A 16191-nucleotide genomic window follows, 5' to 3' on the forward strand; every position below is an offset into this window, starting at 1 on the left:
TGCACCCTGCTCCATCTTCCTGTTCCGCCACGTCCCTTCGGACGTCACTTCGGGCAGGGGGCGCCGCGCCGTGGACCCGGTGATCATCGTCGGAGCGGGGCCCGTCGGGCTGACGCTCGCACTGGCGCTGGCACGTCAGGAGGTGCCGTGCGTGGTGCTCGACGAAGGGCCGGGCAAGGACGAGCCCCGTCCGGCCCGCACCGTCGTCCTGCGCGAGGACACGGCCGCGCTGCTCGAGCGGCTGACCGGCGTACCGCTCGCGCACGCCGGTGTCCGTTGGGCCGGATGGCGGTCGGTGCGGCGCAAGCAGGTGATGTGTGAGATCGCCTTCGGCGACGGCGATCCCGCTCCCCTGCACATCGCCCAGCACGTCCTGACGGATGCCCTGCGCCAGGCTCTCGTCGGCGAGCGGCTGGTGAGGACCGCCGTGGAGAGCCGGCTGGACACCATAGAGCAGGAACCCTCGGGCGTCACCGCCCGCACGCGCGGCGCGACGGGCACCTGGTGGCGCGGCAGTTACCTGGTCGGCTGCGACGGACCGCGCTCGACCGTGCGCAAGCTCCAGGACATCCGCTTCCCCGGCCGTACCGCGGTGGAGCGACACGCCGTGGCCACCCTGCGCACCGAGCTTCCCTGGTACGACGAGGCCCTGCTGCACCGCCTGCCGCCATGGCGTACGTCCGGTCCCTCCGCCGGAGAGATCATCGCGCGGCCGCTGCCGGACGACGTGTGGCGGCTGGACTGGCTGCTCCCGCCGGGCAAGGACCTGGTCACGCCCGAACTGCTGCTGACCCGCATCCGGGAGACCCTGGCCGGCTGGGGCGGCGGTCCGACCCCGCCGTACGAACTCCTGGACACCGGGGTCCACACGGTGCACCACCGGCTGGCCCGGCGCTGGCGGGCCGACCGGGTGTTCCTCGCCGGGGACGCGGCCCATCTGCTGGGCGCCCTGGGCACGCACGGGCTGGACGAGGGGCTGCGCGACGCGGACAACCTCGCCTGGAAGCTGGCGCTGGCCTGGCACCACGGGCCGCACGAGGCGCTGCTCGACAGCTACCAGACCGAGCGCCGCGCGATCGTCGCCGCCCGGCTGCGCGCCGCCGACCAGGCGCTGCCGCTGCTGCGGGGCGGGGGAGGACTGCGTGCCTACGTTCCCGGCTCCGCGCGGGGGCACGACACACTGCTGATGGACGGTCACCTGGGGCGGGGCGCGCTGGGCGCGCCGGGAGGGTACGCGAACTCCCCGCTCACGCCCGGCCGGCTCGAGGGCGAGGCGCCGGTCGGGACAGCGCTCGGTGCGGCGGTGACCGATGTGCGGGTCACGGCGGAGGACGGCACGTTCGTCCGGCTCCGGGACCGGCTGGGCCGGGGCGCGCTGCTGGTGGTGCTGATCGCGCCGGGTACGGGTGTGTGGGAGCGACGGCACTGGGTGTCCGCCGGGATCATGCCCCGGCTGGCGGCGGCCGTCTCGGCGCTGCCGCACCGCGCCGAACTGCTGGTCGCCGAGAGCTACCCGGGGGCGGCGGCCCACACGGTGCTGCTGGTGCGCCCCGACGGTCATCTGGTGACGGCGCTGAGCGGGGTCCGCCCGGCGGATCTGTACACGGCGGCGGACGCGGTGCTCGGCGGGCCGGCCTCGGCGGAGACGGAGACGGAGACGGACGCCAAGGAGGACGCCGGGGCGGCGTCGCGCTGAGGTTCCGGTCCGGCGTATCGCCGCGGTGCGTCGGCCGTGGGCGCCGTGGGTGCGGCGCCCACCCGGGAACAGTGGAGCGGAGGTGACCGCGACGGTCAGTTCGGCTCCGTACCGCGCGAGCGGGCGGAAGGTGCGGAGCTCGAGCCGGCCGCCGGGCCGGTCGCCGGGCCGGTCGCCGGGCCGGTCGCCGGGCCGGTTTCGGCCCCGCCCGCACTGCCCGTACCCGGCGTGGTGCCGCCGTGGTCACCGTGGTCGTCACGCGTGGCGAACAGGGACCAGCCGATGGACACCGTGATGGTGACGACGATGACGCCGAGGGTGAGGGGGATGGGCAACTTGCCCACGGGGGTTTCGGACAGGATCAGCTTGACGCCGGCGAAGGCGAGCAGCACCGCGAGCCCGTAGTGGAGGTAGCCGAAGCGGCGCAGCAGCCCGGCCAGGCAGAAGTACAGGCTGCGCAGGCCGAGCACCGCGAAGGCGTTGGCGGTCCACACCAGGAAGGTGTTGGTGGTGATCGCGAGGATCGCGGCGACGGAGTCGACGGCGAAGATCAGGTCCGTGGCCTCGATCGCGACCAGGGCCACGAACAGCAGGGTGGCCACGCGCCGCCCGTTGATCTTCGTGAAGAACCGGCCACCGTGGAACGTCGGGTCGGTGGGGACGATCTTCTTGACCAGACGGACGACGATGTTGCGGTCGGGATGGACTTCCTCGTCCTTGGAGACGGCCATCTTGTAGCCGGTCCAGATGAGGAACGCGCCGAACAGGTAGGCGGTCCAGAAGAAGAGTTGCAGCAGTTCGGCGCCGACGAAGATGAACACCAGCCGGAACACCAGGGCGCCGATGACACCCCAGAACAGGACTTTGTGCTGATAGGCGTCGGGCACGGCGAAGAACGAGAAGACCAGGGCGAAGACGAAGACATTGTCGATCGACAGTGCCTTCTCGATCAGGTATCCGGCGTAGTACGTGGAGGACACCTCTCCGCCCTGCCACGCGAGCAGGACCAGGCCGAAGGCCAGGCCGATCGCGATCCACACCCCGGACCAGACGGCCGCTTCCTTGAACCCGATGACGTGGTTGTCGCGGTGGGCGATCAGATCCACGGCGAGCATGACGGCGATGACGAGCGACACCGCGGCCCACACCCACAGCGGGACGGCGAACGACAGATCATTCATGGGGCATCGAGTTCCTGGGGCGGAGTCGGAGGGCTGAGAGGGCGGGCGTGACGGCGCGGACCAACGGGCCGGACTCGGCGGGACGGGTCTGGGTGCGGACAGACATCGAAAACCTTCTCAACTCTGACAAGGGAGGACATCTGGCGATGTGTTCATCATCACCTGCTCCACCAAAACCCGTCAAGAGTTACGCGAAAACTTTTTCGTCAATTGGATTTCGCGAAACGACGCTGGACAGGCGAAGCTCGCTTCGTAAGATGAAGGTCATGAGCCAGCCCCCCTCCGGACGCGGCGACCAGTGGACGTTCCTGACCAATCACGCCCGCGTCCTGATCGCCCTCGCCCAGGACCCCGATGCACGGCTCCGGGACGTCGCCGAGCACATCGGCATCACCGAACGCGCCGTACAGTTGATCGTCGCCGACCTCGAAGCGGCCGGCTATCTCACGCGCACACGCGTCGGCCGCCGCAACCGCTACACGATCGACCCCACCGTCGCCCTGCGCCATCCCACCGAGGCCGACCACCCCGTCGGTGACCTGCTGGCGACCTTCATCCATCGCGAGGACACCCCGGCAGCAGACTCCGGACGCGCCGCCTCGTAAGGCCTCCGGCGTCCGTGTCAGACGAAGGAGCGCGGGGCGGTCAGCGGCGCCCAGGGCACAGGCGGAGCCGCATGGACGAACGGGCCGCCCCGGATCGCCGCCGCCTCCATCACCGTGTGCGCATCGAGCCCCGCCGGTCCGCTGCGGGAGACCACCAGGCGTGAGCAGCGGTGGGCGATGGCCGCGTCCAGCAGGCCCTTCGCCGCGCACAGCCGTCCGCCTCGCCCGGCGGGACGGTGACAGACGGCCGGCTCGTACCCGATCCCCGCGTGGGCCAGGCGCGGAAGAGCACGCCCCAGCACCGCGCGGACCGTCACGCCGTCCGGCGCCGGCGCCACAGCTCGTGGTAGCAGTGGTGGCAGTACGGCGATCAGCAGCAGCGGTGCGCCACGCGCGACGGCGAGCCGGGCAGCCGTGTCCACCACGGGGACGTCGTCGAGACGGTCGGCCAGCACCGCGGCCACAGGGCGCGGAGGGTGTGAACGACCCGACGTGGAGACCGTGTTCGCGGCGGGCGAGAAGGACGGGCCGAGGATGCTCATGATCGTCACGCCTTCCGGACGAGAGAGGAAAGGGCACTTCCAGGGTCCCCTCCCCCAGGAAAGCACGTCAACAGTTACGCGAAAGATTTTTCGCGTAACAGGGCTCGCATGATCCGAGGTCCGTGGCACCGACCGCGGCAGCACGCGACGTACGACGGAGCCGCGTACCCCCCGCCGTGTCACACGGGTTCGTCGCCGGGGAAGTCCAGGTCCTCGCCCTCTTCTTCCAGCGCCTGCCGGACCACGCGCAGGGCCAGGCCCTCGGAGTAGCCCTTGCGGGCGAGCATGCCCGCGAGGCGGCGCAGGCGCTTGTCGCGGTCGAGCCCGCGGGTCGCTCGCAGCTTACGGGCGACCAGTTCGCGCGCGGTCTCCTCCTCCTGGTCGGAGTCGAGCCGGGACACGGCCGCGTCGATCAGCTCGGGGTCGACGCCCTTGGTGCGCAGTTCCCGGGCGAGCGCGCGCCGGGCCAGTCCCCGGCCGTGATGCCGGGACTCCACCCAGGCGTCCGCGAAGGCGCCGTCGTTGATCAGTCCGACCTCCTCGAACCGGGACAGCACCTCCTCCGCGGCCTCGTCCGGGATCTCCCGCTCGCGCAGCGCGTCGGCGAGCTGCTTCCGGGTGCGCGGAGTCCCGGTGAGCAGGCGCAGACAGATGGCCCGCGCCCGCTCGACCGGGTCCCCGGGAGGCTCCTCCCGCTCCGCCCTCGGCGAGGAAGAGGTACCCCCGTCCGCCGCGGCCGCCTCGCCGAAGGCCCGGCGACTGCGCCCGCGTCCACCGCGCGGCCCGCCGTCACGCGAGCCGCCCGCCCGTGCGCCACCGCCGCGCCGCCGGCCGCGCCCGGAGTCCGCTCTCTGGAGGCCGCCCTCACCCGTGCCGTAGTCGTACGTCGCACCACCGGGCACGGCCGAGCCTTCACCGCCTTCGATGCCCCTCCCCCGGGGGGCACCGGAGGCACCGAACTCGTACTCGGCCCAGTCGGTTCGTCGGGTCACGGGTCAGCTCTTGGCCGCTGCGGCCCTGGACTTGGAGGCCTTGGCCGCCGGGGCCGGTACCGCGGCCGGCTCGGCCGCGGCGGTGCCCGTGGCGTCCGCGCCCGCCTCGGCGGCGGACTCCTCGGGCTGTACGCCGACACCCAGCTTCTTCAGGATCTTCTTCTCGATCTCGTTGGCGAGGTCGGGGTTGTCCTTCAGGAAGTTGCGGGCGTTCTCCTTGCCCTGGCCGAGCTGGTCGCCCTCGTACGTGTACCAGGCGCCGGCCTTGCGGACGAAGCCGTGCTCCACGCCCATGTCGATCAGGCCGCCCTCGCGGCTGATGCCCTGGCCGTAGAGGATGTCGAACTCCGCCTGCTTGAAGGGCGGCGCCACCTTGTTCTTGACGACCTTGACGCGGGTGCGGTTGCCGACCGCGTCGGTGCCGTCCTTGAGGGTCTCGATGCGCCGGATGTCGAGGCGCACCGAGGCGTAGAACTTCAGCGCGCGGCCACCGGTCGTGGTCTCCGGGGAACCGAACATCACACCGATCTTCTCGCGGAGCTGGTTGATGAAGATCGCGGTGGTCTTGGACTGGTTGAGCGCGCTGGTGATCTTGCGCAGGGCCTGGCTCATCAGGCGGGCCTGCAGGCCCACGTGGCTGTCGCCCATCTCGCCCTCGATCTCCGCGCGCGGGACGAGTGCCGCGACGGAGTCGATGACGATGAGGTCGAGGGCGCCGGAGCGGACGAGCATGTCCACGATCTCCAGGGCCTGCTCACCGTTGTCCGGCTGGGACAGGATCAGGTTGTCGATGTCGACGCCGAGCTTCTTCGCGTACTCGGGGTCGAGGGCGTGCTCCGCGTCCACGAAGGCGACCTGGCCGCCGGCCTTCTGCGCGTTCGCCACGGCGTGCAGGGTCAGGGTCGTCTTACCGGAGGATTCCGGTCCGTAGACCTCCACCACACGGCCGCGCGGCAGACCGCCGACACCGAGGGCCACGTCGAGCGCGGTCGACCCGGTCGGGATGACCTCGATGGGCTCCTTCGTCCGGTCACCCATGCGCATGACCGCGCCCTTGCCGAATTGTCGTTCAATCTGTGCGAGCGCGGCGTCGAGCGCCTTCTCGCGGTCGGTTCCTGCCATGGGTTCCACCCGGTTTGCTTGAGTCGATCGCTTCACGTCAAAGACGCTAACGCCTGCCACTGACAACGCGCCCCGACGCACGTCCGGCCTGTGGACAACGCCGATGCATTTCCCGGTGAACCGGGACAGAGCACCCGCCGTCGAGCCTCACCGGCACCCCCATAAGAATAGATGTTCGATTTTTGTGTCAAGCCGCGCCACGCGGTACCCACGGGCCGCGGCCGGCCTCAGGAAGCCCCGGTGTCCCCATTCCGGGCGTGCGGCACGCCGGGCCGCCGGGCCCACAGGCGGCGGGCACGGGTGAGTGCTCCGGACCCTCCGCCGGGGCCGCGGTGGCCGTGCACACGGGGGTCGTCCGTGACGTCGTACCGCCTCACGTACGCGCCGAGGAAGGCCTGGAGGGTGGCGACGGCGGGAATGGCGATCAGCGCCCCCACGGCGCCCAGCAGGGCGGTGCCCGCGACGACCGAGCCGAAGGCGACCGCCGGGTGGATGTCGACGGTCCTGGAGGTCAGCTTGGGCTGGAGCACATAGTTCTCGAACTGCTGGTAGATCACCACGAAGATCAGCACCCACAGCGCGTACCAGGGGTCGACCGTGAAGGCGATCAGCATGGGCAGCGCGCCCGCGAGATACGTGCCGATGGTCGGAATGAACTGCGACACCAGGCCCACCCACACGGCCAGCACGGGCGCGTAGGGCACCGCGAGGAACTCCAGCAGCACGTAGTGCGCCAGGCCGGAGACGAGTGCCATCAGTCCGCGCGAGTACAGATATCCGCCGGTCTTGTTCACCGCGATCTCCCACGCGCGCAGCACCTCGGCCTGGCGCGCGGGCGGCAGCAGGGAGCAGACGGTGCGCCGCAGCCGGGGACCGTCGGCGGCGAAGTAGAACGAGAACAGGCCGATGGTCAGCAGCCGGAAGAGACCGCCGAGGACCTGGGTGGAAACGTCCAGCACCCCGGTGGCACTGTTCTGGACGTAGTTGCGCAGCCAGTCGGAGCGCAGCAGGCCCTCCTGGATGTCCACCCGCCGCAACTCGGTGCGGAAGTGCGTGTTGATCCAGTTGATCACCGAGTCGAGGTAGTTCGGGAAATCCTCGACGATCGTGATGATCTGTCCGGCCAGCATGGACCCGAGCAGCGTGACGAAGCCCGCCGACGCGACCAGGATGCCCAGGAAGACAAGGAACGTGCCCAGTCCCCGGCGCACCCCACGCGCCGACATCCAGCTCACCGCGGGCTCGACGGCGAGTGCCAGGAAGAACGCGATGAGGACGTTGATCAGCAGGCCGGTGAGCTGGTGGAAGGCCCAGCTGCCCAGCTGGAACACCGCGACCAGCGCGAGCGCGAGCACCATGGCCCGCGGCAGCCAGCGCGGCATGCGGGCGCCCGGCCGGGCCGTGGGGTCCACCGGAGGCCCGGCGGGCGGTGCCGCGCCGGGCGTGGTGGGGTGCTGGGCCGCCGGCCCGCTCTCGTCAGTGGGTGTCACGGCTCAAGTCTCACCCACGCCGACGGCAGCCGGCCGCCTCCGGGCGGTCACTGTGACGATCAGCGCTTTTCCCTGGGAACGTCCATCACCGCGCAGATCACCTGCCAGACGTCCTTGGCGTCCCATCCGGCCGCCAGCGCCTCGTGCACGGTGCGCCCGCCGAGTTCGGACATGACATGGTCGCGCGAGAAGGTGTCGGCGTAGCCCGCGCCGAAGTACTCCGCCATCCGCTCCCAGAAAACCGTCAACCGCATGCCCTCAGTATCCCGCCTGTGGGGGGTGACCCCGGCCACCGCGCCTGCCGGAGCCGCCTTCCGCCTACGGTCGGTTTCATGGCCGATACCGGAGCTGCCCCGCCTCCCCCGACCTCTCCGCCGCGTGGCGCGCTCGCGCGGGCGGAGCGGTTCGTCCGGCTCAGCGCGCGGGTGCTCGAACAGCATCTCTTCGCCCACCACTTCCGCGGCGGCGCCGCGGCTCCGGTGGAGACGGCGCTGGACGCCTACCGCAACGAGGACGGCGGATACGGCCACGCGCTGGAACCCGATCTGCGCGGTCCGGTCAGCCAGCCTCTGCACACCGCCCGCGCTCTGCGGGTGCTGGACGCCGTGGGACGATGCGGCGGCCGGCGCGCGGAGGACGTCTGCCGCTATCTGACGTCCGTCTCCACGGCGGACGGCGCGCTGCCGGCCGTCCGTTCCGGTCAGCGCGGCTACCCGACGGCGCCCTTCGTGCGGATCGTGGACGACCCGCCCGGCGAGTTGTCCACCACGGGGCCGGTGGTGGGGCTTCTGCACCGCAACGGGGTGTGGCACGCCTGGTTGTTCCGTGCCACGGACTTCTGCCGGCAGGCCGTGGAATCGCTCGAGAAGCCCCACCCCGACGAGGTCGAGGCCGCCGTGGCCTTTCTGGACCACGCGCCGGACCGCGCCCGCGCGGAGGCCGCCGCCGCGCGGCTGGGCCGCGTGGTGCGCGAGCAGCGGCTCGCGGTCCTCGACCCCGACCGCGCGGACGCGTACCCGGCAGGCCCCGGCCGCGTCCCTGGGGAGCACCGCTTCCCGCACGACTACGCGCGGACACCGGACTCCCTGGCCCGCGCGTGGTTCACCGACGGGGAGATGGCACGCTCCCTGGACGTCCTCGCGGCCGGTCAGCGGGAGGACGGCGGCTGGCCCCTCCGCCGGCGTCCGTGGGCTCCTGGCCCCTCGCTGGAGGCCCGCTCGATCGTGACCCTCGACGCCCTGCGCACCCTGGTCGCGTACGGCCGCGCCGTCGACTGAACGGTCGCCACAGTGAGAACGACGGCCGTCCACGAAATGGGACGCGTTGCGCCCACCGGGCGTGACCAGTGAACGGGGGCGACTTTCACCGACCCGCGCTCGGGGATGCCGCTGCGCCCACCCGTGCCGCCCTGGGGGTACCTCCCAGGCCCTTCAGGCACTGGGGGAGGCACGACGGCCCGCAGCCACGGGCAAGCGCGCCGCCGGCGGGACGCGCGTCCCGCCGCGGACGCGATCCCGCGCAGAGCACACCACGCACATAGGCCACCGGGCGTCACCGCGGCAGCCCCCTGCCCGCAGGCCGGCCTCTCACCCCGGTGCCCGCAGAGTCCCGCGCGGCAGCGCCCGGCACCGTGCGGCGCGTCTCACCCGCCGAGCGCCCGTATCCCCGCCGTCACCACGACGGCCACCGCGACGACGAGCAGGAACGGGGCACGCAGGATCAGCGCCACGGCCGCGGCCGCCACTCCGGCCGCGCGGGCGTCCAGGACCAGGCTCTGCCCGGCGGAGAAGGTCTGCTGGGCCGTCAGGGCGGCCAGCAGGGCCACCGGCAGAAGCGCGGCGAGCCGTCTGACGAGGGGCCGCTCCAGGACCCCGGCGGGTACCAGCAGCCCCGCGAGCTTCACGGCGTAACAGCCGAGGGCGGTCACACCGATCGCGATCCAGATGGTCAACGCTTCTCCCCCGGTACATCACCGCGTGACGCGCTCCCGCGGCCGTGCGCCCACAGGACGGCCGGTGCCGCGAGCGCGGCCACCAGGACCGGCACCCCGGCCGGCAGCACGGGCAGCAGACCGAGCCCCAGGAGAACGGCGAGCCCGGCGACGGTCCGCTCGATGCCGGTCCGCAGCATGGGGGCCAGCAGTGCCAGGAAGACCGCGGGACCGGCCGCGTCCAGCCCCCACGCGTCGGTGTCCCCGATCGCCTCCGCGCCCAGCGCACCGAGCAGCGTGGTGAGGTTCCACAGGATGTACAGACTGAGCCCGGTCACCACGAACCCGACGCGTGCGCTGCGCCGGGTGGGCTGGGCGAGCGACACGGCGGCCGTCTCGTCGATGACCCACTGCGCGGCGAACGGACGTACCACGCGGGGCAGCGCCAGCACCTGCGACAGACGCAGCCCGTAGAAGGCGTTGCGCACCCCCAGGAAGAACGCGCCCGCAGCCGCGGTGAACGGGCCACCGCCGGCGGCCAGCGCGCCCACCAGCGCGAACTGGGAGGCGCCGGTGAACACCAGCAGGCTGAGCACACAGGTCTGGAGCAGGGTGAGTCCGCTGCCCGCCGAGGTCACTCCGAAGGCGAAGCCGGAGAGTCCGACGGCGATCCCGACTCCCAGGGCGTCCCGTACGACGGCGCCGTCGGGCTTCTCCTCCGCGTCTGCGACATCCCGTCCGTCCGCCCGTTGCACTGTTCGTTCCGCTGCCACGCCCCGGACGGTACGAGAAGGCCGCCGCGCGCGTCTTGTACGTTCTTGCGCTCGCGCTGGTAGGCACCCGGGGGCACGCCGACGATCCGGCTGAAGTGACGGTTGAGGTGCGGCTGGTCCGTGAACCCGACGGTGGCGGCCGCCTCGGACGGTGACGTCCCCGCGTCCAGCAGCCGCCGCGCCCGTCGCACCCGGGCGTCGGTGAGCCAGGTGTGCGGCGGCATCCCGTAGGTGTCACGGAACGCGCGCAGCAGGGCGAACGGGCTGGTGCCCAGTTCGGCGGCCAGCCGCTCCAGGGTCGGGGGCCCGGCCATCCGCTCCTCCAGCACGGCACGCGCGCGTGCCGCGACCCGGGCACCCGCCGTGCGCACCTCGCGTCGTGGCAGCGTCCCGCCGTTCAGCCGCAGCAGCCGGGTCACCACGACCCGGAGCAGGGTGTCGGCGGCGAGCGCGTTGCCCTCGTCGGTGGCCCGCAGCACCCGGTGCACCAGCCGGGCGGTGTGCGGGTCGTCGAGGACGGGCGTCACGAACCCGGGTGCGCCGCGCAGCGTGGTGGTCTCGGCGGCGATCGCGGCCACCACCTCCGGTGACGGGTACACCGCCCCGTACCGCCATCCCTCGGGGACACCCGCCCGGCCGGTGTGCGGGGTGTCGGGGTTGACCAGCGCGAGGGACCCGGCACCCGCGTACTGATCGCCGGCGCCGTGGTGGAAGACCTCGACGCCGTCGGCGATGGCGGCGATCACGAAGTTCTCGTGCGTATGCCGGACGAACGCCTTCCGTATGTAGCGGGCACGCAGCAGATCGACACCGGGCAGTTCGTCGTACTGCCAGTGCCGCGCACGCTCCTTACGCGTTTCCGCCATACGGCCATTGTGACGCGGAGCCGGTCGTCCCCCGGGTGGGGCGCCCACCGCCCCGGTCCGCCGCCGATTGTCAGTGGCCGGGTGCACGATGGATCCATGGTCAGCGATCCGCACCGAGCCCTGGACGGCTTCTCCCCCGCGACCCGCGGCTGGTTCACGGGGGCGTTCTCCGCGCCCACCGCCGCGCAGGCCGGGGCGTGGCGGGCCATCGGGGAGGGCTCGGACGTGCTGGTGGTCGCCCCCACCGGCTCAGGAAAGACCCTGGCGGCCTTTCTCGCCGCCCTGGACCAGCTGGCCTCCGCACCGCCCCCCGCCGATCCGAAGAAGCGCTGCCGTGTGCTGTACGTCTCACCGTTGAAGGCCCTGGCCGTCGACGTCGAGCGCAACCTCCGCAGCCCGCTGACCGGGATCCGCCAGGAAGCCGTGCGCCTGGGCCGGCCCGAGCCCGAGGTCAAGGTCGGTATCCGCTCCGGCGACACCCCGCCCGCGGAGCGCCGCGCCCTGGCCACCCGTCCGCCGGACATCCTGATCACCACTCCGGAGTCACTGTTCCTGATGCTGACGTCCGCCACGCGCGAGGGGCTGACGGGCGTGGAGACGGTGATCCTGGACGAGGTGCACGCGGTCGCGGGCACCAAGCGCGGCGCCCATCTGGCGCTCACGCTGGAGCGGCTGGACGAGCTGCTGCCCCGCCCGGCGCGCCGTATCGGCCTCTCGGCGACCGTGCGCCCGGTGGACGAGGTCGCCCGGTTCCTCTCGCCGCGGCGCAAGGTGGAGATCGTGCAGCCGGAGTCGGGCAAGGAGTTCGACCTGTCCGTGGTGCTGCCGGTCGAGGACCTGGGTGAGCTGGGCGGTTCCCCGGTCGCCGACGGCTCGGAGGGTGCCGAGCGTCCGTCGATCTGGCCTCATGTCGAGGAGCGGATCACCGACCTGGTGCAGTCGCACCGGTCGACCATCGTGTTCGCGAACTCCCGTCGTCTCGCCGAGCGCCTGTGCAACCGGCTCAACGAGATCGCCTACGAGCGGGCCACCGGGGAGCCGCTGGACGAGCACCACTCCCCGGCGGAGCTCATGGGTGGTTCCGGGGCCGCCCAGGGTGCGCCCGCCGTCATCGCGCGCGCCCACCACGGCTCCGTGTCCAAGGAGCAGCGGGCCCTGGTCGAGGAGGACCTCAAGGCGGGCCGGCTGCCCGCGGTGGTCGCCACCTCGAGTCTGGAGCTGGGCATCGACATGGGCGCCGTCGATCTGGTGATCCAGGTCGAGTCCCCGCCGTCGGTCGCCTCCGGGCTCCAGCGCGTCGGCCGCGCGGGGCACCAGGTGGGCGCGGTCTCCACGGGCGTGGTGTTCCCGAAGTACCGCGGCGACCTGGTGCAGTCGGCCGTGGTCACCGAACGGATGCGCACGGGTGCCATCGAGTCCCTGAGGGTCCCCGCCAACCCGCTCGACGTCCTGGCCCAGCAGATCGTCGCCATGACCGCGATGGACACGTGGCAGGTCGACGACCTGCTCGCCCTGGTCCGTCGCGCGGCGCCCTTCGCCGCCCTGCCGGAGTCCGCCTTCACGGGCGTCCTGGACATGCTCGCCGGCCGCTACCCGTCCGACGCCTTCGCTGAGCTGCGCCCACGCGTGGTCTGGGACCGGGTCACGGGCGAGATCACCGGCCGCCCCGGCGCCCAGCGCCTCGCCGTCACCTCCGGGGGCACGATCCCCGACCGGGGCCTCTTCGGGGTCTTCCTGGCGGGCGCCGATCCCAAGAAGGGTGGCGGCCGGGTCGGTGAGCTGGACGAGGAGATGGTCTACGAGTCCCGCGTGGGGGACGTCTTCACGCTCGGCACCAGTTCCTGGCGCATCGAGGACATCACACGCGACCGCGTCCTGGTCTCCCCGGCACCGGGGGTACCGGGGAGGCTGCCGTTCTGGAAGGGCGACCAGCTGGGCCGGCCGCTGGAGCTGGGCCGCGCGGTGGGCGCCTTCCTGCGCGAGGTGGGCGCGCTGGCCGAGGACGACGCCCGGCTGCGGCTCCTCGCGGCCGGACTGGACGCCTGGGCCGCGGACAATGTGCTGTCCTACCTCGCCGAACAGCGCGAGGCCTGCGGCCACGTCCCCGACGACCGGACCATCGTCGTCGAGCGCTTCCGTGACGAGCTCGGCGACTGGCGGGTCGTCGTGCACTCCCCGTTCGGCGCCCAGGTGCACGCCCCGTGGGCACTCGCGCTCGGCGCCCGCCTCTCCGAGCGGTACGGCATGGACGCCCAGGTGATGCACGCCGACGACGGCATCGTGCTGCGGCTGCCGGACGCCGACCTGATGAGCCTGGATCTGCTCGACGGGGACCCGGTGAGGACCGGCACCGAGTACGACGCGGACCAGGCCCCCCTGGGCGCCGCCGACGTCGTCTTCGACAAGGGCGATGTCGACCAGGTCGTCACCGACCAGGTGGGCGGCTCGGCACTGTTCGCGTCCCGGTTCCGCGAGTGCGCCGCCCGCGCGCTGCTGCTGCCGCGCCGTAACCCCGGCCGGCGCACCCCCCTGTGGCAGCAGCGTCAGCGCGCCTCCCAGCTGCTCCAGGTGGCCGGGGAGTTCGGCTCGTTCCCGATCGTCCTGGAAGCCGTGCGCGAATGCCTCCAGGACGTGTTCGACGTTCCCGGACTCGTCGAGCTGATGGGCGACCTCGAGTCCCGCAAGGTGCGCCTGGTGGAGGTCACCACCCCCGAGCCGTCCCCCTTCGCCCGTTCCCTCCTCTTCGGGTACGTCGCCCAGTTCCTGTACGAGGGCGACTCCCCGCTCGCCGAGCGCCGCGCCGCCGCCCTGTCGCTGGACTCACGGCTGCTGGCCGAGCTGCTCGGCCAGGCGGAGCTGCGCGAGCTGCTCGACGCCGAAGTGCTGACCGGGCTGGAGCTCGAGCTGCAGTGGCGTACCGAGGACCGGCGCGTCAAGGACGCCGAGGGGGTGGCCGACCTGCTGCGGCTGCTGGGCCCGCTCACCGATGCCGAGCTTGCCGAGCGCGGTGCCGAACCGCAGTGGGCGCGGGAGCTCGCCTCCGCTCGGCGCGCCATCCGGGTGCGGGTGGCCGGCGCCGACCACTGGTCGGCGATCGAGGACGCCGGCCGGCTGCGCGACGCGCTGGGCACGGCACTGCCGGTCGGTGTCCCGGAGGCGTTCACCGAACCCGTCAAGGACCCCCTCGGCGACCTCCTCACCCGCTACGCGCGCACCCACGGTCCCTTCACGTCGGCCACGGCGGCGGCCCGCTTCGGGCTGGGCGTGGCGGTCACCGAGGGCGCCCTGCAGCGGCTCTCGGCGGCGGGCAGGATCGTCCAGGGCGAGTTCCACCCGGCCGGGATCGGACAGGAGTGGTGCGACGCGGCCGTGCTGCGCAGGCTGCGCCGCCGTTCCCTGGCCGCACTGCGGCACGAACTGGAGCCGGTACCACCGGCCGCGCTCGCCCAGTTCCTCCCCCAGTGGCAGCACATCGGCAAGGGACACACCCTGCGCGGCATCGACGGTCTGGTACGCGCCGTCGAGCAGTTGCAGGGGGCGTCCGTGCCCGCCTCCGCGCTGGAGAAGCTGGTCCTGCCGTCCCGGCTGGCGAACTACACCCCGGTGATGCTGGACGAGCTCACGGCAGCCGGGGAGGTGGTGTGGGCCGGTGCGGGTTCGCTCCCCGGGAAGGACGGCTGGGTCTCCCTGTACCTGGCGGACGCGGCCCCCCTGCTCCTGCCGCCCCCGCACCCCCTGGAGCTCACCGCGCTCCACCAGTCCGTCCTGGACACCCTCTCGGGCGGTTACGGCCTGTTCTTCCGTCAGATCGCCGACCAGGTCCGCGCCACCACCCATCCCGAGGCTACCGACCCCCAGCTGGCCGACGTCCTGTGGGACCTCGCCTGGTCCGGGCGGCTCACCAACGACACGCTCACCCCCCTGCGCGCCCTGCTGGGCTCGGGCCGCACGGCGGGATCCACCGCCCACCGCGCGAAGCGCTCGATCCCGCGCGGACGCTACGGATCGCTCACGGCTGCCGCCCGCGCCACCTCCCGCACCGGTCCGCCGACCGTCGCCGGCCGCTGGTCCCTGCTCCCCGACCGGGACGCCGACCCGACCCTCCGCGCGCACGCGCTCGCCCGTACCCTGCTCGACCGGCACGGCGTGGTGACCCGGGGAGCGGTCTCCGCGGAGGGCGTCGAGGGCGGCTTCTCGGCGACGTACCGCATCCTGTCCGCCTTCGAGGAGACCGGGCAGGCCCGTCGCGGCTATGTGGTGGAAGGGCTGGGCGCCGCCCAGTTCGCGATGGACGGGGCGGTGGACCGCCTCCGCGCGGCGGCGGGCGCCCGCGAGCGCGGCGACGGCCTCCCGGCACCGGGCGCACCCAGCCCCTACGACACCGGACCCGACCCACTCGGCGGTGGACCCGACCCCTTCGGGACCGTTCCGGGCCTCGACGGCTCCGCGGGCCCCCAGGACACCCCGTACCCCCGTCCCTCTCCGGGCGACTACGTCTCCCCGCGCGACCTGGCCGTACAGGCCCCGCCCCCGTGGCAGAACGGGGGAGGTCCGTCCTACGACCCCTTCGCCGGACGCCGTACCGGCGTGGACCGCTCGGCACGCGCCGTCGTCCTCGCCGCCGCCGATCCGGCGAACGCGTACGGAGCCGCGCTCAACTGGCCCGAGCCCCAGACCGGCGCCGGGCACAAGCCCGGTCGCAAGGCGGGTTCCCTGGTGGTGCTGGTGGACGGCGAGCTGACGCTCTACCTGGAGCGCGGCGGAAAGACACTACTGGCCTGGCCGACGGCACCCGACGGTGATCCCGCCGACGACTCCCGTCTCACGGCCGCCGCCGAAGCTCTCGCCACCGCCGCCCGCGCGGGCTCTCTCGGCACCCTCACGGTGGAGCGCGTCAACGGCACCTCGGCGCTGACCTCCCCGCTGGGCACCCTGCTGGAGACCGCGGGCTTCGTGGCCACACCCCGGGGCCTGCGCCTGCGCGCCTGACCCGC

At 72.8% G+C, this 16191-nt stretch carries 13 protein-coding genes; 4 read left to right on the forward strand and 9 right to left on the reverse strand.

Annotated features, from left to right (window positions below):
- Positions 1-70 precede the first annotated feature (70 nt).
- A complete protein-coding gene (locus ACIF9R_RS19595) occupies positions 71-1696 on the forward strand; it encodes an FAD-dependent monooxygenase (RefSeq protein ID WP_399981454.1) in 1626 nt (541 codons plus the stop codon).
- A gap of 95 nt (positions 1697-1791) precedes the next feature.
- Here ACIF9R_RS19595 and ACIF9R_RS19600 read toward each other — a convergent pair whose 3' ends face one another.
- A complete protein-coding gene (locus ACIF9R_RS19600) occupies positions 1792-2877 on the reverse strand; it encodes a TerC family protein (protein WP_399981457.1) in 1086 nt (361 codons plus the stop codon).
- A 266-nt stretch (positions 2878-3143) separates the two neighbouring features.
- On the opposite strand from ACIF9R_RS19600, the gene ACIF9R_RS19605 reads away from it, so the two are divergent.
- The gene (locus ACIF9R_RS19605) at positions 3144-3482 is read left to right on the forward strand and encodes a helix-turn-helix transcriptional regulator (protein ID WP_399981459.1); all 339 of its coding nucleotides are present in this window, start codon (positions 3144-3146) and stop codon (positions 3480-3482) included.
- A gap of 17 nt (positions 3483-3499) precedes the next feature.
- Here ACIF9R_RS19605 and ACIF9R_RS19610 read toward each other — a convergent pair whose 3' ends face one another.
- The 5 genes from ACIF9R_RS19610 to ACIF9R_RS19630 form a co-directional block, all read right to left on the reverse strand.
- Positions 3500-4024, reverse strand: a complete 525-nt coding sequence (locus tag ACIF9R_RS19610) for a universal stress protein (protein WP_399981462.1) — start codon at positions 4022-4024, stop codon at positions 3500-3502.
- Between the two features lie 179 nt (positions 4025-4203).
- The gene (gene recX, locus ACIF9R_RS19615) at positions 4204-5016 is read right to left on the reverse strand and encodes a recombination regulator RecX (protein WP_399981465.1); all 813 of its coding nucleotides are present in this window, start codon (positions 5014-5016) and stop codon (positions 4204-4206) included.
- Between the two features lie 3 nt (positions 5017-5019).
- Complete coding sequence (gene recA / locus ACIF9R_RS19620; RefSeq protein WP_399981468.1) at positions 5020-6138, reverse strand: recombinase RecA; 1119 nt, start codon at positions 6136-6138, stop codon at positions 5020-5022.
- Between the two features lie 227 nt (positions 6139-6365).
- On the reverse strand, positions 6366-7628 hold the full coding sequence (locus ACIF9R_RS19625; protein WP_399981471.1) for an AI-2E family transporter: 1263 nt from the start codon (positions 7626-7628) through the stop codon (positions 6366-6368).
- Positions 7629-7687: 59 nt separating this feature from the next.
- Positions 7688-7882, reverse strand: a complete 195-nt coding sequence (locus ACIF9R_RS19630) for a DUF3046 domain-containing protein (protein WP_399981473.1) — start codon at positions 7880-7882, stop codon at positions 7688-7690.
- 78 nt (positions 7883-7960) lie between these two features.
- On the opposite strand from ACIF9R_RS19630, the gene ACIF9R_RS19635 reads away from it, so the two are divergent.
- Complete coding sequence (locus ACIF9R_RS19635) at positions 7961-8905, forward strand: hypothetical protein (protein ID WP_399981476.1); 945 nt, start codon at positions 7961-7963, stop codon at positions 8903-8905.
- A gap of 365 nt (positions 8906-9270) precedes the next feature.
- Here ACIF9R_RS19635 and ACIF9R_RS19640 read toward each other — a convergent pair whose 3' ends face one another.
- From ACIF9R_RS19640 to ACIF9R_RS19650, 3 genes are read right to left on the reverse strand one after another with little or no spacing between them, the layout of a single operon-like run.
- Positions 9271-9579, reverse strand: coding sequence for an AzlD domain-containing protein (locus ACIF9R_RS19640; RefSeq protein ID WP_399981479.1), 309 nt, complete (start codon positions 9577-9579; stop codon positions 9271-9273).
- Positions 9576-10241, reverse strand: coding sequence for an AzlC family ABC transporter permease (locus ACIF9R_RS19645; protein WP_399981526.1), 666 nt, complete (start codon positions 10239-10241; stop codon positions 9576-9578). The genes ACIF9R_RS19640 and ACIF9R_RS19645 overlap by 4 nt, the downstream gene beginning before the upstream one ends.
- Positions 10193-11197 (reverse strand): AraC family transcriptional regulator, encoded by a 1005-nt coding sequence (locus ACIF9R_RS19650; protein ID WP_399981481.1) that lies wholly within the window; start codon positions 11195-11197, stop codon positions 10193-10195. Before ACIF9R_RS19650 ends, ACIF9R_RS19645 begins: the two co-directional genes overlap by 49 nt.
- Before the next feature lie 96 nt (positions 11198-11293).
- Here ACIF9R_RS19650 and ACIF9R_RS19655 point away from each other — a divergent pair, with 96 nt between their 5' ends.
- Positions 11294-16186 (forward strand): ATP-dependent helicase, encoded by a 4893-nt coding sequence (locus ACIF9R_RS19655; RefSeq protein ID WP_399981484.1) that lies wholly within the window; start codon positions 11294-11296, stop codon positions 16184-16186.
- Positions 16187-16191 lie beyond the last annotated feature (5 nt).

Origin of the sequence: Streptomyces sp. NPDC086080 (assembly GCF_044540255.1) — a bacterium.
Lineage (GTDB): Bacteria > Actinomycetota > Actinomycetes > Streptomycetales > Streptomycetaceae > Streptomyces.